The sequence below is a fragment of the Pseudoalteromonas luteoviolacea genome (assembly GCF_018100925.1).
Classification (GTDB): Bacteria; Pseudomonadota; Gammaproteobacteria; order Enterobacterales; family Alteromonadaceae; genus Pseudoalteromonas; species Pseudoalteromonas obscura.
The window spans coordinates 457,188-482,067 of the sequence record NZ_JAGJEH010000005.1; the positions used below are offsets into that span (position 1 = coordinate 457,188).

Below are 24,880 nucleotides of genomic sequence, written 5' to 3' on the forward strand. Positions count from 1 at the left end.
CCTAAGTGCGTAAAACCTAAATTAGATGGCACCTGTTGGAACGAATTAACAAATCGCTTGTGATATATCAGTTGATGAATTCACGACCGGAAATAAATTAAAAGTCATTGCTTCGTGCAATGACTTGTTGGAAAAATAAATGACGAATAATAACTTCTCTCAAACCGCTGCTTTTATCTGGTCAGTAGCTGACTTACTTCGCGGTGACTTTAAGCAATCTCAATATGGCCGCGTTATTTTACCTTTTACCCTTCTGCGCCGTCTTGAGTGTGTGTTATCAGAACCAAAAGAGGTTGTTGTTACACAGGCTGAAAAAGTAAAGGCCATGAACCTACCTGAAGAAGCACAGGAAAAAATGCTGCTTAGGGCAACAAATGGTTTGTCATTCTTTAATACCTCACCAATGAACCTTGGCAAAATGGGTCAGAGTGATATTAAAGACAACCTTGAAAACTACATTCAGTGCTTCTCTAAAGATGCCCGTGAAATCTTTGAACATTTTAAGTTTGATGAATTTGTTGGCCTGCTTGACGATGCTAACTTGCTTTATAAGGTGGTTGAAAAGTTTTCTAACACAGACTTAAGCCCTAAAGCGATTTCAAACCACGACATGGGTTTAGTGTTTGAAGAGTTAATACGCCGATTTGCTGAAAGCTCTAACGAAACCGCAGGGGAGCACTTTACCCCACGTGATATCGTACGTTTAACAACGTCATTAGTCTTTATGGAAGACGATGACGCCCTAACCAAAGAGGGTATAATCCGTACCATATACGATCCAACAGCAGGTACAGGCGGCTTCCTATCATCAGGCATGGAATATGTGCATGAGCTAAACCCAAAAGCGGTGATGCGCGCCTTTGGTCAAGAGCTTAACCCAGAGTCATACGCTATCTGTAAAGCCGATATGCTGATCAAAGGGCAAGATGTTAGCCGTATTAAGTTGGGTAATACCTTATCAAACGACCAACTACCAGCTGAGCAATTCGATTACATGCTATCTAACCCACCATTTGGTGTAGATTGGAAAAAGATCGAAGGTGATATTAAAGATGAGCATATTTTAAAAGGCTTTGATGGTCGTTTCGGCGCAGGTCTTCCCCGTGTATCCGACGGCTCGCTACTGTTTTTAATGCACCTGATCAGTAAGATGCGTGACACTACCTCTGTTGCAGGCAATATCAGCGATGGTGGTCGTATTGGTATTATCTTAAATGGCTCACCACTCTTTACAGGTGGTGCAGGCAGTGGTGAGAGCGAGATCCGCCGCCATATTCTAGAAGCTGACTTACTAGAAGCGATTATCGCTTTACCAACTGATATGTTCTACAACACGGGTATCGCCACGTATGTGTGGGTGCTTACCAATAAAAAAGAAGCAGAGCGCAAAGGCAAAGTACAGTTAATAGATGGCTCTAATTTGTGCGGAAAAATGCGCAAATCACTTGGCTCTAAACGTAACTTGATGAGTGATGATGATATTAAAACCATCACCCGTGCTTTTGGTGACTTTGAAGTGATAGACGTACGACCTGTTGATAAGCCCATCTCTTCACAAGGGCAAGAAAAGTCTAACCGTGGGCGTCAATCAACGACCCCTAAAACAGAAGCGCCGAAAACCTTTGCGAGCAAAATTTTCAATACTTACGAGTTTGGCTATCGTCGTTTAACCATTGAGCGTCCATTAAGGTTGTCATCGCAAATAACAGATGAAGCAATTGAATCACTGCGTTTTGCGCCAAAGCCATACAACTCAATCATGCAGCGCATATATCAAGATTATAATTCGTCTTGGACTGACGAAACCTATGGTCAGTTAAGTGAAGTTGAAAGCGAAATCCGCCAGCTTATCAAAGCTGAGTTCAGTGAGCTAAAAGAAAAGCAAATCAAAGATGTGCTGGATAGCAAAATCTGGTTGTTCCAAAAAATGCTAATGGAGAAAGTACACAACCTTCAGGAGCAGCTTGGTGATACTTTAGGTGGTAAAGCAAACCGTTCTGATGACTTTAACCAGTTTGATATTGACTACAACAAAGCGCTAAAAGCCATCGATGTTAAATTTGATACTAAAGAGAAAAAGCAATTCTTAGATGCTGTCACCAATAAAAACCCAGACGCAGAACGCGTTGTTGATAAAGCCTTAAAAACGGATGTTGATGAGCTTTATGGTGCGTTTGAATACCAAGGTGATGTCACCAAATGGCAAAATAAAGTGGTGTCATTTAAGCAAGATGGCGACTTGCGCGATAACGAGAATGTGCCATTAAGCGGAGCTTATGAAAAAGGTAAGAGCACTCCTGAAATAACCACATCTGATTTAATCGAAACCTACTTTAATAAAGAAGTTGCACCACACGTCGCAGATGCATGGATCAATGCCACTAAACGAGATGAAAAAGACGGTGAAATCGGTGTTGTCGGCTATGAAATACCCTTTAACCGTCATTTCTATATCTATCAACCACCTCGAGCATTGGAAGAGATAGATAAAGATCTAGATGAAGTCAGTAAAGATATTATGATGTTACTTCAAGAGGTACATTCGTAATGAGCAAGTATAAACCGTACCCTGAATACAAGGATTCGCAAGACTCTTTATTAGGAGATGTTCCGAAGCATTGGCAGCTGACTAGAGTGAAATATGTTGCGGAATTGACACCTAAAAAGCCAATGGTTGATCGAAGTATAGATTGTAGTTTCATACCTATGGAAAAGCTCAAAACTGACTCTATCATCCTAGATGAAACAAAAAAGGTAGGCGATGTATATGACGGTTATACCTACTTTGCTGATGGCGACATATTGTTGGCAAAGGTTACACCGTGTTTCGAAAATAAAAATATAGCCATTGCTAGTGGACTTAAAAATAAGATTGGTTTTGGTTCTTCTGAAATATATACCATTCGAGCTAGTGTAAAAGTAGATAAAAGATTTTTATTCTATCGACTACAAGAAGATGGCTTTATGGATATGGCTATCGGTTCTATGACCGGAGCTGGTGGGTTAAAACGTGTTCCCTCAGAAACAATAACTAACTATACATACGCTTCCCCATCGGAAGGTGAACAAACTCAGATTGCCAATTACCTTGATCACGAAACCGCCAAAATCGATACCCTTATCGAAAAGCAACAACAGCTTATTAAGCTATTAAAAGAAAAGCGCCAAGCCGTGATCAGCCATGCGGTGACTAAAGGTCTGAATCCTGAAGTACGATTGAAAGATTCAGGTGTGGAATGGTTAGGTGATGTTCCAGAACATTGGAGAATTAAGCGACTAAGATATTTAGGAACTTGCCAAAATGGAATAAACATTGGTGCAGATAGCTTTGGTTCTGGTTACCCGTTTATCAGTTACGGTGACGCTTATAAAAATGAAGTGCTCCCTGAGAATGGTAGCGGCTTAGTTCAATCAACAGAGCAAGATAGAGAAATATATTCTGTTAAAACTGGTGATGTAATATTTACTAGAACGTCTGAAACTGTTGAAGAAATTGGCTTTTCATCTACATGTTTGAAGACAGTTAAAGATGCAACTTTTGCAGGTTTTTTAATTAGATTTAGGCCTGAAACAGACGCTCTTTTTTCTGGATTTTCCAAATATTACTTTCGAAGCTCATTGATGAGAGTTTTCTTCATTAAAGAAATGAACTTAGTCACTAGAGCTTCTCTGAGCCAAGATTTGCTAAAGAAACTTTCGGTTGCATTACCACCTATTAATGAACAGAAGAAAATAGCAGAATATTTAGATAAGCAATCAGACGCTTTTGACAAGTTAGTGTTAAATGCAGAATTGTCCATCCAACTGTTAAATGAGCGCCGTACAGCATTAATATCAGCCGCAGTCACGGGTAAAATTGATGTACGCAATTGGAAAAAGCCTAAAGTGAGTGAAGAGGAAGTGGCGTAATGGATTTAAACTTATGGAAGGGAATTTCTAACTTTGTTGCAATTGATAAGTACCCGACATTACCTTGCCCTCATTGCAACAAGCATTCTCTGATATTAGAGCGAGATAGTGTACAAACCCGTGTCGCTCCAGAAAAGGTCTTACTTGAAGCCAATAGAAAGTACCGAGGGGAAAAGAAAAAGCAGCAACAAAGTAGCCAAAAGAGCATTGAAACGATAACCAAGTCCAATGGAACTTGGTTACCATTGTTAGTAGCGGTTTATAGTGCTTATCAAGACAGTGTTGCAGCCATCAATGGCACGCCATTTTTATTCAGTGGCTTTTTTAAGTGCAACGAGTGTGAGCATCACGTATCAGCTACAGGTATTCTATTAAAGCCTGCAAAGGGCTTAAGTGATGTTGAAAAAACACCACACATTAAAGTTGATAACTTCTCACCAACAGTGCCTATTTTCCCGCTTTCAAGTAATACACCCAAAGTAATTGGTGAAGAGTTGTTTGATGCATTTAAACACTTTCATTTTGATCCACCATCATCCGCTTCAAAATTGCGACGAGCAATTGAAAAGTTCTGTGACGATATGCAAGTTGAAGGCAGTAACCTTAATCGAAAAGTACAAAACCTTGCTAAAACTCATCCAGAAGAAGCGTCCTACCTTGAGCCATTAAAGTTAGTGGGTAATGAAGGTACGCACGGTTCAAATGTTGAAGAGTTAGATTTGTTATACGCATTCCAAATGTTTCAGTTTGTATTGGAATTATATGACAGAAAAGCACGCTTTGAATCGTTACAAGAAACGTATGACAAATTAGCAAATAAAGTCGGCAGAGAGCGCTTGCAACTTGCACACAAAAAAGAACAAGCAGTTGAAGTGATATAAACGGACTAATAAGAAGCAGTTATGAATGACGCAACCCAAGAAAAAATTTTTCAAAACGATATTATCACCCAAATGGTGGCAAATGGTTGGGTGCAAGGCCAGCCAGAGCACTATAATCGTGAGTCAGCTTTATACGAGCAAGATGTATTAGCTTTTGTAAAAGAGACACAACCAAAAGAGTGGCAAAAATTTTGTAAGGTTTACCCGATTGATTCTGAGCGCCACTTTATAGATGCACTCGTGGTACAGCTTAAAAAAGCGGATATTAATGCTACCGACCAAGCATCGCGAACCTATGGCACTTTGGGTGTATTGCGCCACGGCTTAAAAATTCGTAATGCACGTTTTTCATTATGCCAGTTTAAGCCAGAGCATGATTTAAACCCTGAAACCCTTGCCCGTTACCAGCAGAATATTTGCCGTATTGTGCCTGAGCTTGTTTACAGCCCGCATGCTACCAAAGAGCATTTAGCCGCAACTGGCAAAAAAGCTAAGGCATGGCGTATAGACTTGGTGCTGTTTGTTAATGGCTTGCCTGTATCAACTTTAGAGCTTAAGTCTGAATTTAAGCAAGCCGTAGAAAATGCTATAAAGCAATATAAACGCACTCGCTTACCTAAAGATCCTGCCACCAAAAAGCCAGAACCGTTATTAACCTTTAAACGCGGTGCGTTAGTACACTTTGCCGTAAGCCAATATGAAGTCTATATGGCAACTAAACTGGCAGGTGACGATACCTTCTTTCTACCGTTTAACAAAGGTACAAGTGAAGGTGGCGCAGGTAATGATATTCCAACGCTCTCTAATGAAAGGGATCTAAACCGCTATGCAACAGATTACTTGTGGAATGAAGTATTAACGCCAGATAACCTTTTGAATATTATTGGCCGCTTTATTCACTTACAGATTGAAGAGAAGGAAGATTGGGAAGGGCGTAAAACAAAAAAAGAAACCCTGATATTCCCGCGTTATCACCAATGGAATGTGGTCACTAAATTGATTGGTGCTGCCATAGAGGAGGGCACGGGCAATAGATACCTTGTGCAACACAGTGCAGGGTCAGGTAAATCAAACTCGATTGCTTGGACAGCGCACCAGCTTTCAACCTTGTATGATGCGAAGGGCAACAAGCAATTTCACTCTGTTATTGTGGTAACAGATAGAACTGTTCTTGATGATCAGCTACAAGATACCATTTATCAATTTGAACATGCCGATGGTGTGGTTCAAAAGATAAACACTAAGGAAGATAAAGGTCGTTCTAAATCTGAAAAGCTTGCTGAAGCTTTAGAGCATTCAGCGCCGATTATCATAGTCACTATTCAAACCTTCCCGTTTGTATTGCGTGCCATTGAAAACTCTACCTCGCTCAAAGAGCGTAACTATGCGGTCATTGCTGATGAAGCGCACTCATCGCAAAGTGGTTCTACAGCGCGTCAGTTAAAAGAAGTATTGATGACAGACGAAGCTGACGATGATACAGAATTAACTTCCGAAGATATTCTAGATGCAACGATTGCCGCTCGCCGTGGGAGCGCCAACTTAAACTACTATGCCTTTACGGCAACACCCAAGGCTAAAACACTAGAGCTATTTGGTCGCAAACCTAACCCTGATTTACCTGCATCAAAACAAAACAAACCAGAAGCGTTTCATGTTTATTCTATGCGCCAAGCCATTGAAGAGGGCTTTATTCTTGATGTATTGAAAAACTACACCAATTACCAAGTTGCCTATCAACTAGCGCAAAAAATTGAAGCGGCAGATCAAGAGGTGGATAGCAAAAAGGCCAAAGTAAAACTGAACCAATGGGTGCGCTTGCATGAATACAATATCTCACAAAAGGTGAAGGTGATTGTTGAACACTTTAAAGACAATGTAATGGGCTTATTGGGCGGCCAAGCAAAAGCCATGGTTGTGACTAGCTCTCGTAAAGAAGCGGTGCGCTATAAACTGGCTTTTGATAAATATGTGACAGAAAACGGCTATCAGTCTATTCGTGCTTTGGTGGCATTTTCAGGTGAAGTTGAATTTAACAAAGATGACCCTGACTCTATTGCTTTGCTTGATCAAAAGTTCACTGAAAAAAGCATGAACCCAGATCTTAAACAAGATATGCGTAAGGCGTTTGACACCGACAGCTATCAACTCATGCTGGTGGCGAATAAGTTCCAAACAGGGTTTGATCAACCGAAACTATGCGCCATGTATGTGGATAAAAAGTTGGGTGGTGTTGAATGTGTTCAAACGTTATCTCGTTTAAATCGTACTTACCCTGGTAAAGCGCAGTGCGGTACATTTGTACTCGACTTCTTCAATGATCCTCAAGATATTCTTGATGCCTTTCAGCCTTACTACCAAACAGCAGAACTCGCTGATGTAACAAACCCTGATGTGGTATTTGAGTTATATGAAAAGCTACGCACCAGCGGCATATTCCTATGGAGTGAAGTTGAGCAGTTCTGTGAAGCATTCTTCACTAAAAACAAATCAAATGCAGCTATTAGTAATATCTGTAAGCCTGCGGTAGACCGTTGGCAAAAACGCTATAGCTTAGCGGTAGACGCTTACATTCAAGCCAAAGACATGTTTGAGCGCACCAAAAAAACAGGTGACGCAGTGCTGATTGCCAATGCTGAAAATAGCTTTAAAGAGTGTAAGCAAGAGAAAGACCGCCTCGAAATCTTCAAAAAGGATTTAGGCAGCTTTACTCGCTTTTACGAGTTTATGTCGCAAATAGTGGACTATGACGATAAAGAGCTAGAGAAACTTAGCCTCTATGCACGACACCTTCGTCCGTTATTACGCGAAAAGGTGATTGAAGAAGATGATATCGATCTTGATAACGTAGTAATGAGCCATTACCGCTTATCTAAAATTCGCCAGCAAGATATTAAATTAAAAGAAGACAGTCCCGAATCCCAGCTTGAGCCAAGCAGTGATGTGGGTAGTGCAAAGGCGAAGGACAAAAAAGAAGAGTTTATGTCCAACATACTGGCTCGCCTGAATGAGGTGTTCATCACCGACAACCTCACTGACAAAGATATGATCAACTATGCATTCACCGTGCGCGACAAGCTCACTGAAAATGAGTCGGTGATGAAGCAAATAGCCAATAACTCTCGTGAGCAAGCCATGCTCGGCGACTTCCCTCAAGCCATTGATGACGCGATCTTGGACAGCAGTGCAGCTCATCAAGAGCAAATGATGCAGTTGTTGTCTGACCCATCGAAAACAGCGCAGTTTGCACGGGTAGTGTTTGATATGTTGAACGTGAAAGGATAAAAGGCCGACAGTAGTGAGTGACCTTAATAGATTTAATTTTACAAATAGCAATTCAAAACTCGATTATGTAGGAAAATTAGCTGATTACATGTGTGCCGAGTTCGAGGGAAAAATAAAGAACTTCGAGTATAAGCACAATTTAACAAGGCGATTTAATATTGTGTTTAGTGTATTAACGCTCATTGGCTTTATGTATTTATTATCTGGAATAGAGCTTTTAAGCGCAACCAAACTGAATGATATTGGGGAAATCCAACTAATAAATGATGAATACTACTCCAATACTTTAATAGGGGTCTTATTTTTTTGTTTTGTTTATTGTGCGATCCTATTTTTGGCTTTTGGAATTGGTAAGTTCAATGAAACTAAAAATAATACCTTCCTCAATTTGAAGAGTACTTTTTGGAGAATACTTTTACACTGTTTAGTTGCTGTATCAATATCCTGCGTATTGCTTTTTGAATGGGAAGAGGTCTTCCCAATGTTTTTCGCAGTTGGTGTCGTAGGTTTCGTTTGCAGTTATTCAGTCAATAGTAAACTAGGTTATACAAAAGCTTGGTCAAGAAATAGGCTGGCTAGGCAAAAAGTACAAATCATTTATGGCCAGTATATTGAAGGCTTTATGCATGAAGAAATTGCAGTTGATCAGCTTTTCAAGATTTACGAATCAGCTAAAGAACAAGCGCATCAAGATATAGTTAAAGATTATGAAACTTATGGCAATGCAGCTTTAGGTTGGATAAAAGGATTAAAGAAGTAAAATGGCAACAACATATTTATTAGATTTAACAAAAGAAGAATACCGTGACGACTTTGTTTCTTTGAATGAAGAGCAAGGCAAACAGCACAAAGAGTTTTGGCAATACGAAGCGCGAGATAAGCTCGTCGATAAGCTAAAGTCATTTGTGAAAGATGCAATTGCCTACAAATCTGAGCGAAAAAATAATAAACATAAAACATGGCTTTCTCATAACTCTATTTTAATAAATGGTGCAAGAGGTACGGGTAAAACCGTATTCTTGCGCAACTGTGAAGCAATGTGGCAAGCGCACTGCAAGCAAAATAGCGACGATGTTGCGGGAAGTATTCATTTCTTGCCAGCCATAGACCCAACGATGCTGGTTGACCATGATAACTTTGCAAATGTGATTATTACCCAAATCTATACTGAGGTCGATAAGGTGTTAAATAATACCGATTGTTGTTTATCGAGTGGCAATATAGGTGAAGAGAGCAAGCAACAATTTTATAAGAGGCTACAAAAACTGGCTGACTCTTTAGGTAAAAAAGAAGAGTTTGAAGGTTGTAATGGCATAGATAAAATATTGCAGTATAAGTCGGGGATCAACATTGAGAGCCGTTTTCACGATTATGTTGAGGCTGCACTTAATTTGTTAGGAAGTAGCGCAATAGCTTTACCCATTGATGATGTTGATATGGCACTAGAGCGGGCATACGAAGTAGTAGATGAAGTGCGCCGCCTATTAGGTTGCCCTTATATTATACCTATTGTGAGTGGTGATTACAGTTTGTATGAACAAATGGTCAACGTTCATTTTGATGAAAAAGCGTATCGAGATAAAACATATGATAAGGCTTTAAAAGACAAGGGGATAGTAATAGCTAAAGAACTGACAAATGCGTATTTGACCAAAGTATTCCCTAACCATATGCGTATTACTTTGTTACCTGTTCATTATATTTACCCAACGCTTACATTCAAAATAGAAGATAAGAAAGGTGATGACTCATTAGTTACATATAGTCATTACGAAAATTATCTGTTAGAGCACTTTTATCCACTGTGTAAAAACGAAGAAGTACTAAAAGGTTGGCCAGAACCTAAAAGTGCGCGAGAGTTTACACTTCTTGCTCGCACAATCCACCCTGATGAATTAATTAAAGCGAATCAAGATAAAGAGTTGAATAATAATGCATTATGGAAAGGCTATTTAAATTGGGCAGACCTAAAGCAAGAGGGCTTGGCGTACTGTAATACAGATTCATATTTGACACTAAAAAATCGTGATAAAGAAGAGCCGTTTAATATTTTAGATTTACCTTGTTTTAACCCTTTAAAACAAGCTGAAATGGCAAAAGATTATACAAAGTGGGCTAATAAGCCTCTGCTTAGTTCGCAACTTATTTCGTTAGGCTTTTCTGGCAAGATAACCTCATCCGAACTAAAAAAAGATGATAGTAAAAGTGAGTGGCAAATACAAAATACCGCTCTACTTGAGCAAGCTTTTAGTTTTGACGATAGGTCATTAAGTAGTTTACCACCTATTGAGGTTTATCATGAAAAAAGCACTGTAACTAAAAAAGTGAAGATTTCAAAAGATAGAGACTTTAAAATTTTCACCACAGTTGACGAAGAAGGCAATATAGATAAAACCGTCGAAAGTGAAATTTATTGTAGTTTAGATGAGCTACTTATCAGTGTATTTGTGCAGACTCATGCTTATTCAAAGCTCAAAAACGACTATCAATTCGTGTTTATGAGCCGGGCTTTTGAAATCATCGCTTACTCGTTTTTAACTGCCCAACAAGATAAAAAAGAAGTTAACAGCATAAAGGGTATTCTAGGTAGACGACCGTTTTATTGCATTTTTAATACGTCGCCGACAAAAGCAATTGAAGACAAAGAACTGGCTGATTCGGATGAAGTGCAAATAGATGAAGAAGACTTTGATGAGTTAGATAGAAGAAAGCGCGTCTCAGAGGTGCTCTGTGCGGAAATCGGCAAATGGCGAAAGGACCATGCCAAGTTGTTCGAACAATTAGCAATTGAAAAACTTATTCCAATTTTTTCTTATATGTTTAACAAAACCTTTACGGCCTTTAATTCTTTTAGAGTTAATAATTACTTTAAGTCGACCTTTACTGATGAATACCTAACTGATCATGTAAAACGCTTTGAATACATGCTGCTGAATGCCGCATGTACAGCCATGATAGATGGTGAAGCTGTCACTGCGAATGTTGCTATTACTGATAAACAAGAAACAATCAGAAATCCAGAGAAGTTTAGAAAGGTTGATAGGACTTTAACATCAAATAGAGCTATTTTGGAAGGTGAAAATTCGGATCCGAATTCTCCACAAAGGTTATTTATAAAAGCATTGGAAACCCATCCTTTGTTTGTTGTGATAAGAGAGAAGGCTGATAAAAATGATCAAAACCCGTCAGTAGAATCATCTATTATAGCAAGTATACGACTTAGTAAAAATAAGGTCGGAGATCAGGAAGGAAAAGGTCGAACAACACCAAAGAAATCAACGAGCACAGTAAAGTTACCTACTAGTGTGAAAACGAAGTTAAAAGGTTATTTAGAAGCTAACTATCTATTCTATTCCAAAAAATCTAATTTGAACCAGATACAAGAAGCCCTTTTAGAAGATATTACCGTTAATGAGGAAGGAGTTAGAAATTTCTATTTGAATATAACTTACAATCTAGACAATAAACATGAAATTAACAATAGTCGCGGCCCATCTCGAGAATTAAATTTATTTAAAGCTATGTACAGAGAATTTGAAGATAAATAATGCAGCTTATTAATGATATTTTTCTATCCGACATAGCATTTTTAACATCAGATAAAACACTTGAACTTTTGGCAAAAAATGATGTATTGGGAAAAGCGTTTTTTAAACGGCTCAAGGCTTACCCTTTTGACTACGAAGTGTTTTGTAATCGAAAGCTGCGTAATGAAGATGTCGTCAATCAATTACTTGCATTTGGTTATGATAAACAGCCCACGGTTCAAGAGGTCTTATCTCGTTTAGTTAATAATTTTTTAGAGTGGCAAGGTTGTCATTTTGAAGTAAAGGCAAATAAGTTAGAGCAATGGTTACAATTACTGAATGTAATTGATGGCAGTTGGATAATTGCCCAAGCTTATTGCGACTTAGCAAATAGTCATGACTTCTCGGGCAATGAAATTATCGACTGTATTGTGCATAACCAATGCCCTCATGCACTCGCTAAAGATAGATTAACTCAGCCATTTGCCGATAACCATGTGCACCTTGGTGGTCACGGTCATACGGGCCCGTCGATGTTAAGTTTTGCTCTATATGGCCAAAGTTTGTCTGCGGAAGGTTGGCCAAGTCGTGCTGAGAATACACTGTTCGAAAGTGGTGTGTATAAAAAACAAGATTTGCCTACGTCGGTAAACCTGCTTGCAAATAGATTGGTAGAGTCTGCTTTTTCTAAACCTTGCGATAACCCTTTAAGCTTTGCCAATATCGGTCTAACGCCAAATGAGCGTCAAGCACTTTTTTACTTAACGACCAATGGAGCGTACAGCTTGTCGCAAAAAGCGTATTTGGCGTCCCATTGCAAGCCCACTGTGCGCTCAGATATTTGTTGGGTATTATTTTGCTTGGGTGTATTGGCCAACTTTAAACGCACACCAAAAATGGCCTCTCAATTTGTAAGGGCCAGTAATATTTTACGAAACTATATGGTTGTTTGGGGCACTGGCTTAGGGCAGTTTGTAGAGTCATTTGGTTTTACAGGCCGAAAAAAGCGAGATTTAAGCAAGCAAGACAGTCACATGCATGATGGCTTAATAGCGGATATTAATAGCAAAACTTATCGAGAATTCCGTATCTCACCTAGTCTAATCGTGAATGATAAGGGTTATGCAAAACCTACTAAGTTACAAAAAGCCCTTGAGTCGGCATTTAAACATTCACTGACTGAAAATATTCATTTTGTTGTACATTTTTCTCGAAGCTTAAAAGGTGATTTAGCAAAGCGAGAAGATAAGTATCAAAAAACATTTAGATCTAATCTAAAAAGGCAAGTTAGAGCCTTACAGGCGTTCCACGGTTCCGTGTCTTTTTCTCAGCAAGAACTCAGTGGCTATAAGTTAAGTAAGAAACTATCAGAATCGCAAACAATTGACTTGCGCAAAGCAATTAGAGGTTATGATGTTGCTGGAAATGAGAATGAGCTGCCCGTAGAGGTATTTGCACCTGCTCTTAGAGCTTTGAGATCTGCTAAACACCCTTCTAATCATTTTACAAAACGACATCAAAGACCATTTTTAACCATCCATTCAGGTGAAGATTACAGCCATTTACTCTCAGGACTAAGGGCCATTGACGAAGCAGTGCTGTTTTGTGATTTTACAAGTGGTGATAGGCTTGGGCATGCGCTCGCACTAGGGGTTATGCCTGCTAAGTGGGCACAAAGGCAGGGCACCGCTTATGTCACACTGGGTGACCATTTAGATAATTTGGTTTGGTGCTATCAAAAGGCACTTGAAGTGATACAAAAAGCACCAGAGTTCACGGGGATTTTGCATTTGCTTCAGGAGAAAATAGATTTCTGGTCGCTTAAACTATATGAAAATAGTAAAAAAACACCTAACGCTAGAGCGCTATTTGAAGCTTGGAAATTAAGAAGAAACTGCCCTGAAACACTTAACTTAAATACTAACGATACAGGTATCCCCTCGATTCATTCATTCGAAAGTGGTTACAAAGAGTGGATAGTGGATTTTACTGAAGCGAATAGAGCGCATTTAACAAGCGAAGTATTTGATCTTTGGCGCGAATACATTTTAGCTGGCACACTTGAAAACGCCCATTTTGAAAGAAGAAAAACCCCTGTGATTGTAAATTGCCAGCCACAATGTAGCGAAGTGCCATTTGGTATTGAAGATGGGCGCTATTATGACTCGGTATCGGCTGCTGAATTGAAGCTTTACGAGGTAATTCAAGATTTACAAATGGAGAAGTATGCAGCGCAAGAGATCATTATCGAGGCTTGTCCAACTTCAAATATCTATATTGGTCGATTCGAACATTATTATGAACACCCCATTTTTAGGTGGGACCCACCAGAACAAAGTTGGTTAGACAGTGGGGCAATATATAATAAATACGGTTTGCGAAAGGGCTCCGTCACCGTTTGTATTAATACGGACGATTCTGCTTTGATGCCAACAACTATTCAAAATGAGCATAGGGTCATGAAAAAAATGGCTATCGACCACTTTGAAGTTGGTGCAAACAAAGCTGAAGACTGGATAGATAAAGTCCGTCAGCGTGGTTTAGAGATATTTAAGAGGAATCATATATCTTGGCTAAATGAGCTCAGCTAACTGTAGGGTTAATCGTATGATTTTGTTATGCCTTTAACTCGTTTTTTGGTGATTGAATAGTGAGTGTGCCTGATCATAATATACGGTTTCGCACGGTTGACTTGGCAGGGGCAGCCGCTGAAATAAATCGACCGCTGCTTGTGTTGTTGGGATAGTTTATAATTAGCCTAGTTAAGGAAGAGTGTAAGGAAATGACATTGAACAGGGGAGTGCACGTATGGATTGGTTATCTAGCACGGATTCATTTGTAAGTATTATTGCAGGTGGGATTGCAATTTATGCGGCAATTCATCATTGGCGTAAAAAGAAAAGAGCAATGAATCAAAAGGTAGTAAATAACATGTGCCCAGCACAACGGTTTTTAGACTTATTTGAGGCGCATGGTGTTGCAAAAAGCCAAGTATCGGCATTTTTTGATAGAGGCCTAACGATATCAGACTGCTCGTCACCTGCAAGATTACTAGAAAAGCTCACCGATGAATTGTTGAAAGACGCAGCAAGCTTGTTTGCAGTAAATATAGATTGGCTTTATGGCACAACTGACGAAGTGTACAACATACACCAGTTCTATAAACATCCAGAGTACTGCAAGGATTTTGTTAAGGCACTTAAAACAGAAGGTCGTGACCTTACTTGCTATGCGTTATGGCCAAATAAAGAACCTACGTTCACAAGAAGTCAGTCGACTATTGTAATTATGGAAGAGATAGGTCGTATAAATGGCAGGCCTATCCATCGTCTGCATATACTTGGTGGATGGGTTCATACCTACTGGAAGTGCCGAGGTTATTATGCTGCGTGCACATCAATCATAATGAGTAATGATATTATGGTGTTTGGCAAAACAATTGATGTGGAGTCACTTACTCACATAGCGAATGGAACGCGGTTACCCACTTATAACTTTGATCTTAACTTATTTGATTTTACGTTTGGGGAGTCATGGTTAGCTGATGACTTCATTGATAGCCCCGAAAGCTACTTACAAAAAGTATCGCCAGAGCGCGATAACTTTGGATTGCATGCTGCTATTGACTTGTGGTTGAACCTTGAAGAACAAGGTCACTTAATTGTTACAAAGTACTCAAACCCCAAGTATGTCAGAGCGTTATTTAGTAAATTTGAGGTAGGTCACCGTAGTAGCGAGTGAACTATGGTGAGTGATTGGCGGTACGCTGAATTAGAGCATATATAGTAAGGTGTTACATGAAATAGGCGTTATTAATAAAGCATCAATTTTTATATGTGCGCCTCAGCCTATTTTCTATAAAGTTTTATTACATTAACCAAAGCTTAAATGCGCTAGGGAAGCCATAATAATGGGAAATAAGATTCAACGAAACTTAAAGAGCAAGCTAATCATTGTCAGTATTCTAATGCTGGTGGTTATTTCTTGGTTGGATGTATTGGACAATTTGTCGAAAGACTTTTTGAATGACTCAATCACCCAGGCCGGGCTTACCTTTGCGAGTGCAAAGGCAATCAATGCTTCGGTTTCTGTTATGCAAAGCTTTAGTGTCGATTTTGGGGTGTCTATTTCACCGGGAGAGGTGTTAGATCCTGTTAACGATATGGTTGAAGACTTTTCTACGTTGATGAAGTACGCATTGGGTTCTTTGTTACTTCAAAAGCTGCTAGTTGAAATTGTGTCCATGGGCTTTTTCAAAGTACTGCTAACTTTAACTGGCGCGGTTTCAATACTTTATATCTTTAACCCAGCATTACGGCTCAAAACTTTTGTTTTTAAGCTGCTAGTGACTTTTGTTGCGCTGCGCTTTTTTGTTGTGTTGCTAGTTATAATAAATAGTTTGGCTAGCCAACTATTCTTGGATGACAAAATAGATAACGATATCGTAGCGCTCAATGCATCGTCGTCTAGCCTTTCTGAGCTGCAAGGGACTCCAAATGGCCTGCCAGACAATATTCGTAGTGACCTGACAAGTGATGTACAGGAGAGGCAAGTTGAGGCAGGCAAACTAGCCCGAGAGGTTTCAAGGCTAGACGCTGAAATAGCCCAATCTAAAGAAGAGTTAAATAAACTCGAAGCGCTATATGCAAAAGTACCCGTAAAAGAAAAGTACCTCGCTAATACGCAGGAAGTCACAAGCCTTAAACGTGCCATTAATGATGCTGAAAATGATATTCGTAGGCTGCAAGATAACAAAGACAGAGCACAAGATAAGCTTGAAGGTATTAATGATGAAATTGAAGTGCTTAGCAGGCAGCTAAATGGAGAGACGTCATTCTTTGAAGATATCGGCAAGGCGGTATCGGGGGCGTCAGCGCAGTTCATCAAGTTTAAGAATAAGTTTTCTTATGACGCTTTAAAAAATACCATCGGCGAAACGATTGATACTATGTTAGGTGCCATGATCCCGTTCATTTTAAAAACGCTATTATTACCGTTTTTATTTATTGTTGGTCTACTGAAGCTTTTCAAGGTTATTTGGGGCATAGATTTGGGTGCGGAAACCCGAAAAATGAGTGATTCAATAAGTGAGACCGCTAAAAGGCTTACAGAGAAAGAGAACGAAAAAGCCTATTTGCCCATCAGTAAGGAGTAAGAGTCGGGTTTAGAGGCGTCTCTTAAAATAGTTCATCGTTTTTCTGTTAGGGCTTCTCACAATTTGATCTGTGTTTTTAGCACTAACTTTGATGTCTAAACAATACCTTTTAACGTATAAATCAGCCGGCTAGTGCAAGGCTTCAACTGGCTGATTTGTATTTTGAGACAGTGGTTTATTCCTTTTCAAATACATCTGAACGGAAATTAAACAGCCACTTTACTTGAAACGAAACTGTTTTTTTTCGAGGGGCATGTCGGTACGCCCGGTTTGTGATTTTTAGAAGCTTTACTGGTTTGCCTACAGATACTTTGTCACCTACCCTAAAAGGCAGTCCTATTTTGTAAGATGTAGCTAATAGTCTGTTTAGGAAATGAACACTGAATTATACACCTGTCATCAATAAATGGAGGTAATTATGAAAAAAATTGTCAGCGTTTCAATGGTAGCTGTTTTAACGATGTTAAGTTGTTTATCCTTTTCAAGCGAAGATGAAAAGAAGGAGACCGTTAAGCCTGAGCCTTTTTTCCTTACTCAACGAGGGCTTGCTATTGAGGAAGACTTTGCTCAATGTCGAGACCGATGTTGCAGGCAAAGAAGAGCTTGTTTTGATAATGGTGAAGAAACGGAAGATTGTGAAAGTAAATACGATAGCTGTGCGGCTAGATGTAAATAACGACTAAGTTAATTTAAGGACAGGTATATGATTCGGGATATTGAGAGAATTGTCATAGTAATAATTGCAGGTATATCAATATACTTAGGCTATCGATTGTTTTATCTTGTAAAAGAAACACAGGGAAAGATGAAAGTTAGTGGTGGTGATTACACAATAGATCTTTCCGATGTCGGGCCTGGAATCTACTTTGCAGTTTTTGGGTCGATAATTTTGGTTTCTAGCCTATTTAGTAAGGTCGAGAAAGAAGCGATTACGACATTTAAAAACGGTGTGGTCGCGTCAGAAGCTTCAAGAACAATAGCATCAGTGGACGATATGGTTGAAACCACATCACTTTTAGATTATGAAAGCTTTATTGATGTAACTTATCTCAATGAGGAAGATGCCAAATTCTTTTCACGCCTTGAAAAAGTAGCTTTTACCATAAGTACCTCATCTGAGGAGATGTTTATTAAAAGCTCCATCAGCCCTGATTTTATTTCCTCTTCAAAGAAAGAAATTCTCAGCAACATAACCAATGAAAGCTATAAAATATTGCTATCAGAGGTTGAGACTGAAGGGGAACTGTATTTTTTTATTCAGTCATATAAGCCGTATTTCCTATTTTCTAGGTCCCAGAGTGAATAAGACAGTAGCAAACGCTGGTTGCTGAAACTGTCCGTTTTTGCACTACCAACCAGCTATAAAATGACGGGCTATTACTTTCCGTATGCTGCACATCTACGACAATAAACCCTAGCCTCCAAGTCTACTTTCGGGGGCTAATACCTTCTTTTATAAATATATCTAAAACTGATTGGCTTCTAAATTTTGAGCCTCAAAACTTACCTTATGAGGCATCCCATGCATTTGTGACTGGCGCAGTCCAAGTCGTAAGAGATTACAAGATTATGCATGACGTAGCACTGGAGCTGAAAACCAAAGAGTTTGGCAACGTCAGTTTGACTTCATTAGACCTGAAATTGATGGGTTACAACGTGCAGTATTTTAGTCCTTGCCGGGTGTTGATATGGCAGGCGAGTTTCAATATACGGCTTTTTGCAAGCCCGTTGATTACAACAAAAACCCAATACCAAAAGAACACGAAGACAAGCCCGGATTGGGCTTCGATTTGGGCCTTGGTGAAGATGAAAAAGAGCAGGGGGTTTAGTGGTGAGTTTGGTCATTAGGTATCTAAGAGTTTATGTGCTGGAAATTACACTATTTATTTCTTTGTGGGTTGCTTTGCACGCCGGATATTTACTGTATGAAGCTTTAGATAACTTAGCGCTATTTACTAAATGCCAAGAGGAAGGGCATGTTCAGTTGGTCGACGAATCAAACGATCGAGAGCTTTATGTAGAGTGCAAAGTTGTTATGGGTGAAGAAGAGCCGGAGGGGAAGTGGCCGTAATTATCATTTAGATGTGCGTTTAAAAAAACTATTTATTGAGAGTGTATTTATGAGTTTATTTGAATGGGTAATAGTAATTGCTTCGACTGCATACTGTTTTTTTTATTTTATAAACGATGATAGGTAAAACATATATACTATTTGTCACTACTAGTGTGTTCCTGATACATTTTAAAATCCTTGCTCTATAGAGCTAAGTACTACTTACGTAATATAGAGCTTCATGACAAAGGTTTTAAATCTTACCCAGCATAGATTCGTTAGGAGTAACAAACATGGATAGTTCGTTTTTATTGAATATTATCGAGAAGGCGCCTGCATATTATGGAGTGGCTATTGTTGTTTCTTTGATTCCAATTGTTCTAAAAACAACAACTTCGCTAATCGAATTCTATGAAAATGTTCACTTGAAAAGATTTTTTAATCGCATTAAATATTTGGCGGACAACTCCACAAATAAGTCTGAAGTCTCCAATTATCTTGAATGCTTGAAGTGCAACGAAGTTTTTAGAATTGCTTCTGGGATTCGAACCTATCCAGAAAAATCAAAGATGCTAATGAAAATATTTGAGCTAGGTATTGTTGAGAATAAAGAATTAAAAAGTATCCAAGGTTATCTTAACCCGTCTAGAACAAAAATTAAGGCTTCGCTTAACAACTTTGAGAGAATACAAATAATTTACTCCTGTACTGCTGGGATTTTTTTAATGTTAATGGGAGTGTTGAGTGCAGCATATTTTCAGTTTGGAAAACCTGTAGAGGCATTGTTTGGTATATTAATGATGTTTGTTCTTATGCTTTTTGGTGGGGTAATACTGAAGGACTTTAGAAGGTACAGAACTTTAGTAAGAGTAACCAGTGAGCTTAAAAAAATGGGTGAACTTTCAGAAGCCGAGTCAAATATCAGAGTGTTCAGTTTTCTACATGCGTCAATTTAATTTTCTATACCTAGCTAAGTTTTGGAATTATTGAGGGAGGTAGCGCGTTATGATTAGCTCAACCTGTATTGCATGGATACCTGTGTTTAATTTTATGAGGTTATTGAAAGAGGCCCCTAATGATTTTGACATATGTCTTGAGGGGTTTGCGGATGCAATTGGTGACCTGTTGCTCACCTCGAGTTCTAACATCGTAAATGTTAAAGCCGAAATTTCTGAACCATCGAAGCTTGTTGTTTATGATTTCTATAGAACTAATGAAAATTCAGGTCATCCTTATGTTACTTGGTTGAAAGTTACGTGTAGTTTTGAATATGACTTGGAATCATACAATTTGCGTTGCGGCAATAGTAAGTTTACGGAAGCAGAGCTACTTTATACTTTTGCTCCTCTTGAACTTAAATCTTTAATTCTGGATGCTCAGATTATTTCCCAAATCGCATACCCTGGGAGGTTTAGCTTCGCCAAAGGCAGTATATGGGTATTAGAAGAAAAACGCTATCCAACTGATGCGTTGTCAGGCCTAACTACTGACACTATTTTTTCTGATGAAATAACTTGGCCGGAAGTTGAGGTTTTTCCAATGCGAGACCTTGTCTCTTGGAAACCCTTACTTAACTTATTTTTAAAAGGTATTCCAGAAACCCCGATTGAGCGCTCTATATCTTCGTTGACTCATGCAATAGGCTCAGGTGGTGACGAACTAATCTTCTTTGCAATGCAAGGTTTGGAAGCTTTTTATTGTCGTGGACATGGCGATCTGAGAAAACAGCTTTCAGATAAAACGAAATTGTTTTTGGGGCCGTGGGAAGACAAAAATAATGTAGTCGGACGCCTCTATGATATGCGTTCCAAGTTTGTGCATGGCTCATTCAATCTAGAGCGTTGGGGAAATAATCTCGACATATTCAATGAAAAGGGTTTTAAAGAGCGCTATTCATTCTATAAGTCGCAACTGCTTGCAGTTCGAATGTTAATTTCGACAATACACAAATGCGCTAAAAAAGATTTAACATCAGTAGAGTTTGATTATGTTATGAGGACAGATGCCCGTGACTAGATATTGGAACAAATGGCGTAGCCATGACGCACATTCCAGAGGTTCCGATATAAGCAAATTCAATCATCAAGTTCCAAAGCTTGTTTTGGTGCGATATCAAACTAAAGGTGCAGCTAGTAACTGCACTTTCTTTCCCTGTTATAATTACCACTCTGACAAACCACTTGTATTTTTGTTTTAGCGGCAGCCTGTCACGGCGAGTGACCGCCCCGCGAGGGATGGGGTTTTAAAAAAAGTGGATGGAAATTGGATGTTTTACTACAGACACAAAAAAGCCAGTTAAAGAAGTTCTCTAACTGGCTGTTTTATAACACTTAATGTGGTGGAGCTGGGGGGATTTGAACCCCCGTCCAGAAAGCGTCGACCCTCGGTCCTACATGTTTAGTATCGTCTATTGGTTAACCTTTAAATCTCGGACGAACACGATAAGTAAAGGCGAGGCCGCTTATATTTAGCCCTTCAACCCCGGCCAGGGTTTCCGTAGCGATCTTATGTAGGGTGACACTCCAAATCCAGAACCACAAGCATTTCTTGGAGGAGTGCTAGCGGGCTTATTATGCCGCTAGAGCGTAGTTATCGTCGTTTGCGATTACTTTAAATGCGGCTTTTTTACGAGGCCAACCGCCCCTCGACATGCACCTCAGGCTTCATGAATCCTGTCGAATCCTAATCAGCCCCTGAAATCTTTCATTCAGTACATAAAAACTTTACTGTTAACGCTAAGTAAAGCTGTTATTTTCCGGCATTGTAGCCCTAATATATTGGCTTAGCAATAGTTTTTATGGCTTTTGTGTGAACCTAACGTGCTTTTGCTGATTAACTAACCGCTTTGTTTGTAAAGTATGCTGGACTAAGCGTTTTCCCGAAATTAATGCAGTGCATGCTGTTTGAATTGGCTATGCCAATCGGTTCGATTGAGAACTGCGAGCTGCTCTTCGCTTAGCAGTAATTCAAGTTTTTCTAACTTGCTTTTATTCAACGAGTTTATTTGTTGTGAAAACTCAGCAAACGAGGGAGATCCGTCTACGTCAGAAATGGCATAGGCTATGTTGATAAAGTTTTCTTTTAATATCGCATGAATTTGCCGTTTTTTATCATTAGGTATTGTGTGCTGGCGAGTTAAGTGCTCCACCATTAATTGGGCCTTTTTGTCGGAGTCTTCATAAAGTGTCGGTAAATACTTCTCTTCCCATTGGGCTCGACCTTCTAACAGCGCCTTTTGTTCATATTCTTCAGGTGTTTCAGGCTGGATGTTGTTTTTAGTTATGGGTGAGTTGGTTTTGCCAGTCACTACTAACTTGTCGTATTTTGTGCGTTGCTCGATAGATTGCAGGCGGTTTTTTATATCAATAAGTGTGTCTTCAAAGTGTAAGCTTGGGTGTGCTTTAGGTTGTTTTGCTTGTGCGATCTGTGTCTCTAATATGGTAATACGCTTCGAAAGCGTGATGATCTGAAACTGAGCAAAAATAACGATAAAGAGCAGAATACCGAGCAATAAAATTGAAAAATAATGAGGTTTAAATCTTGTCATTATGTGATCCTGTTAGGCACCAGCTTTAGTAAGCTGATGCCAATATGGGTTACTTACCGTAGCCTTCTTCTTTTTGATAGGTGTATCCGCCAGAAGCAGTTGCATTTAGCATTTCGACTACATCAGTGGTGTAAAAATGGTTATCAAGCTCACTGTGGTAACCGCGATAAATCGTTTTAGCTTTTGACTTGGTCGTATAGCCTTCCGTTCTCTCATACACATAGCCCAAAGATTTAATATTCAATGCTTCCATTAAATCAGAGGTATAAAAGTGGTTGCCGCCAGGGCCTGCGTTTTTATTATAAAGGCGATAAAATGCGTCCTTGGCGTCACTGTCGCCGTATTCCACTAAATGAACGGTAATACCTTCGTATTTAAAACCACCAGATGCAGTGGCATTTAACATTTCAACCAGATCAGTAGTATAAAAGTGGTTGCCATGTTTATAGGCTCTATATAGAGGTTTATCCGCAGCGACAGACGTTAAACTAACCATGCCGACAAGCGATGCTAATAATATAGTGGTTTTATTAGAGGTTTTTTTCATCTTCATTCCTTGTATTTGTGAAGTGTGTTTTTTAAACAATTGCAATGTTATCAGTTAGACTCTTTCATTAATATTAAATTTACACAAAATGGTTTTTTATTTACCTTTTGCGGTAGCAGCTATATGTGCTATTCAGGGTGGTAGCGTCCATTTTAGAGGGACTTTTATTGTTTGAAAACCAAGCTAAAAGACCGACTATATTGTTATACTTCGGGTGTCTTCATGTCATATTAAGCTAATATTATGTATTAGTTTCTAGTAATAAACATATGATTACGTTCGCTCTTTAGGTAATTAATGGGGCATTGGCATGATTGAAAAAAATAAGTTTGTTGGGTGCTTCAAAGGCCTTGCAATTGGTGATGCTTTTGCAGCGTCGTATGAAGGAGGTCCAGTAGAGCGGTTACTTTGGCGCTTTATGGGAAGAACAAAAAAGGGCGAAAGACGATATACAGACGACACGCAAATGTCGATGGATATCGCCAATTCATTTTTGGAGTGTGGTCATGTCGACCAAACTCATCTAGCACATACTTTTGCCAGCAGCTACCAATGGAGTAGGGGATATGGACCAGGCGCCGCAGGGTTACTTAAAGGTATCCGCGCGGGGCAGGCATGGCAAACCCTCAATCGCAAAAAATACAAAGAAGGGTCAATGGGCAATGGCGCAGCGATGCGAGCGCCCATTGCCACACTATGCAGTCTAGGGTGTGAAGACTTGCTAACTGATTACATCCGCGACAGTGCAGAGATCACGCATGCACACCCGTTGGCCATCGAAGGTGCGCAAATAATTGCACAAGCAACACGTTTGGCTTTAATTGATGTGGAAAATATCGGTATTTTGCAAACGCTTTGTACAAGCGCATTGCACTCTGATTACAAGCGCAAACTCAGCCTGTGTCTACAGTTTATTGCCAGCGCCAAAATGCAAGACCCACGTATTATAAAAGCTGAGTTAGGCAATGGGATGTTGGCGAGTGAGTCTTGTGTTACTGCCTTATATTTTGCAATGGCGTATAGAAGGCAGTCTTACACTCAGATGCTACAAGTTATCTGTGAACTCGGAGGCGACGCCGACACCATTGCAGCAATGGCGGGTGCTATCTGGGGGGCGTTTAATGGCGGACTCTCTTTGATTGAGTTTGATAATAGAGTGGAATCTTTAACTGAAATCGAACAACTGGCAAGCCAGTTGCACATTCAATATCAAGAGTTTATGACATAATGCATGAATTCATGGAATCCCCTGCCAATGCCTAGAGTTGTCTTGCTTTTTAGATATTTATATCAATACAATGCAACCGAATAAAATAATCATGTAGTTTGCAAAAAAGGGGCGTCCTATGGATCTTAGTGGCAGTTGTCATTGTGGAAATGTCGCGATTACGCTAAACAAAGCGGTTGATTTGGTAACCAGCTGCAATTGTTCTCTGTGTCATCGGTATGGCGCTATTTGGGGGTACTTTGAGCTGTCGGAAGTAGAACTAATGGTTAAAAATTCAAAGGTAAAGTCTTACCAACATGGGGATCAATACCTAGAGTTCCATCACTGTTCAGATTGTGGTTGTGTAACGCACTATACTCCCACTGAAAAGTATAATACTAAACGTATGGCAGTTAATTTACGTATGTTTGATAAAAAGCTACTCAATGAAGTGTCAGTGCGGTATTTCGACGGGGCAGATTCTTGGGCCTTTGTCGAGCAGTCAGAACCAAGGTTTTTCGTTTAAAACTGGCTGCTTTGTGTTTAATTAAGTCTATTTCGGCTATATTCTTTGGTTGCAATTTGAAACCTGTTAACCAGTATGGCTCGAAAGACCTAATAACCCAATTCTAGGGGGGCGACGCGCTTTATCATTCAACTTTTGAAAAATGGACCCTGAAACGAGTTCAGGGTGACGAGGAGAAGAGGAGAGGGCTTTGGTGTTTAAGACCTGCCATATGGTCTTTGATGTTTAAGGTTTGTCATTGTG

At 39.5% G+C, this 24,880-nt stretch carries 19 protein-coding genes and 1 other RNA gene; 17 read left to right on the forward strand and 3 right to left on the reverse strand.

The window, feature by feature from the left end:
* The first annotated feature begins 139 nt into the window (after positions 1–139).
* The 15 genes from J8M00_RS13450 (at position 140) to J8M00_RS13520 (ending at position 20,826) form a co-directional block, all read left to right on the forward strand.
* Positions 140–2,548: a type I restriction-modification system subunit M gene (locus J8M00_RS13450; protein ID WP_211010872.1), complete on the forward strand. Its 2,409-nt coding sequence runs from the start codon at positions 140–142 to the stop codon at positions 2,546–2,548.
* Positions 2,548–3,909, forward strand: coding sequence for a restriction endonuclease subunit S (locus J8M00_RS13455; RefSeq protein WP_211010873.1), 1,362 nt, complete (start codon positions 2,548–2,550; stop codon positions 3,907–3,909). Before J8M00_RS13450 ends, J8M00_RS13455 begins: the two co-directional genes overlap by 1 nt.
* The gene (locus tag J8M00_RS13460; RefSeq protein WP_211010874.1) at positions 3,909–4,790 is read left to right on the forward strand and encodes a DUF4145 domain-containing protein; all 882 of its coding nucleotides are present in this window, start codon (positions 3,909–3,911) and stop codon (positions 4,788–4,790) included. The genes J8M00_RS13455 and J8M00_RS13460 overlap by 1 nt, the downstream gene beginning before the upstream one ends.
* Positions 4,791–4,811: 21 nt before the next feature.
* Complete coding sequence (locus J8M00_RS13465) at positions 4,812–8,075, forward strand: type I restriction endonuclease subunit R (RefSeq protein WP_211010875.1); 3,264 nt, start codon at positions 4,812–4,814, stop codon at positions 8,073–8,075.
* Between the two features lie 13 nt (positions 8,076–8,088).
* Positions 8,089–8,835: a hypothetical protein gene (locus J8M00_RS13470; protein ID WP_211010876.1), complete on the forward strand. Its 747-nt coding sequence runs from the start codon at positions 8,089–8,091 to the stop codon at positions 8,833–8,835.
* A gap of 1 nt (position 8,836) precedes the next feature.
* Positions 8,837–11,623 carry an antiviral RADAR system adenosine triphosphatase RdrA gene (gene rdrA / locus J8M00_RS13475; RefSeq protein ID WP_211010877.1) on the forward strand — a complete coding sequence of 929 codons (2,787 nt, stop codon included), beginning with the start codon at positions 8,837–8,839 and terminating at the stop codon, positions 11,621–11,623.
* On the forward strand, positions 11,623–14,193 hold the full coding sequence (gene rdrB / locus J8M00_RS13480) for an antiviral RADAR system adenosine deaminase RdrB (protein WP_211010878.1): 2,571 nt from the start codon (positions 11,623–11,625) through the stop codon (positions 14,191–14,193). Before rdrA ends, rdrB begins: the two co-directional genes overlap by 1 nt.
* A 217-nt stretch (positions 14,194–14,410) precedes the next feature.
* Complete coding sequence (locus J8M00_RS13485) at positions 14,411–15,343, forward strand: hypothetical protein (RefSeq protein ID WP_211010880.1); 933 nt, start codon at positions 14,411–14,413, stop codon at positions 15,341–15,343.
* Between the two features lie 169 nt (positions 15,344–15,512).
* On the forward strand, positions 15,513–16,757 hold the full coding sequence (locus tag J8M00_RS13490; protein WP_211010882.1) for a hypothetical protein: 1,245 nt from the start codon (positions 15,513–15,515) through the stop codon (positions 16,755–16,757).
* Between the two features lie 418 nt (positions 16,758–17,175).
* Positions 17,176–17,433 (forward strand): hypothetical protein, encoded by a 258-nt coding sequence (locus J8M00_RS13495; protein ID WP_211010884.1) that lies wholly within the window; start codon positions 17,176–17,178, stop codon positions 17,431–17,433.
* A gap of 27 nt (positions 17,434–17,460) precedes the next feature.
* Positions 17,461–18,063, forward strand: coding sequence for a hypothetical protein (locus J8M00_RS13500; protein ID WP_211010886.1), 603 nt, complete (start codon positions 17,461–17,463; stop codon positions 18,061–18,063).
* A 382-nt stretch (positions 18,064–18,445) separates the two neighbouring features.
* Positions 18,446–18,586, forward strand: coding sequence for a hypothetical protein (locus tag J8M00_RS13505; protein WP_211010888.1), 141 nt, complete (start codon positions 18,446–18,448; stop codon positions 18,584–18,586).
* A gap of 35 nt (positions 18,587–18,621) precedes the next feature.
* Positions 18,622–18,828 carry a hypothetical protein gene (locus J8M00_RS13510; protein WP_211010890.1) on the forward strand — a complete coding sequence of 69 codons (207 nt, stop codon included), beginning with the start codon at positions 18,622–18,624 and terminating at the stop codon, positions 18,826–18,828.
* A gap of 275 nt (positions 18,829–19,103) precedes the next feature.
* Positions 19,104–19,766 (forward strand): hypothetical protein, encoded by a 663-nt coding sequence (locus J8M00_RS13515; protein WP_211010892.1) that lies wholly within the window; start codon positions 19,104–19,106, stop codon positions 19,764–19,766.
* A 49-nt stretch (positions 19,767–19,815) separates the two neighbouring features.
* On the forward strand, positions 19,816–20,826 hold the full coding sequence (locus tag J8M00_RS13520; RefSeq protein WP_211010893.1) for a hypothetical protein: 1,011 nt from the start codon (positions 19,816–19,818) through the stop codon (positions 20,824–20,826).
* Between the two features lie 320 nt (positions 20,827–21,146).
* Here the strand turns inward: J8M00_RS13520 and ssrA are convergent.
* The 3 genes from ssrA to J8M00_RS13535 all read right to left on the reverse strand — a co-directional run bounded on the left by ssrA (position 21,147) and on the right by J8M00_RS13535 (position 22,904).
* Positions 21,147–21,504, reverse strand: a transfer-messenger RNA (tmRNA) gene (ssrA, locus tag J8M00_RS13525).
* A gap of 190 nt (positions 21,505–21,694) precedes the next feature.
* Positions 21,695–22,357, reverse strand: a complete 663-nt coding sequence (locus J8M00_RS13530; protein WP_211010895.1) for a hypothetical protein — start codon at positions 22,355–22,357, stop codon at positions 21,695–21,697.
* A gap of 49 nt (positions 22,358–22,406) precedes the next feature.
* Positions 22,407–22,904 carry a hypothetical protein gene (locus J8M00_RS13535; protein ID WP_211010897.1) on the reverse strand — a complete coding sequence of 166 codons (498 nt, stop codon included), beginning with the start codon at positions 22,902–22,904 and terminating at the stop codon, positions 22,407–22,409.
* 310 nt (positions 22,905–23,214) lie between these two features.
* On the opposite strand from J8M00_RS13535, the gene J8M00_RS13540 reads away from it, so the two are divergent.
* Positions 23,215–24,132: an ADP-ribosylglycohydrolase family protein gene (locus J8M00_RS13540; protein WP_211010899.1), complete on the forward strand. Its 918-nt coding sequence runs from the start codon at positions 23,215–23,217 to the stop codon at positions 24,130–24,132.
* Positions 24,133–24,250: 118 nt separating this feature from the next.
* Positions 24,251–24,637 (forward strand): GFA family protein, encoded by a 387-nt coding sequence (locus J8M00_RS13545; protein WP_211010901.1) that lies wholly within the window; start codon positions 24,251–24,253, stop codon positions 24,635–24,637.
* Positions 24,638–24,880: the final 243 nt, after the last annotated feature.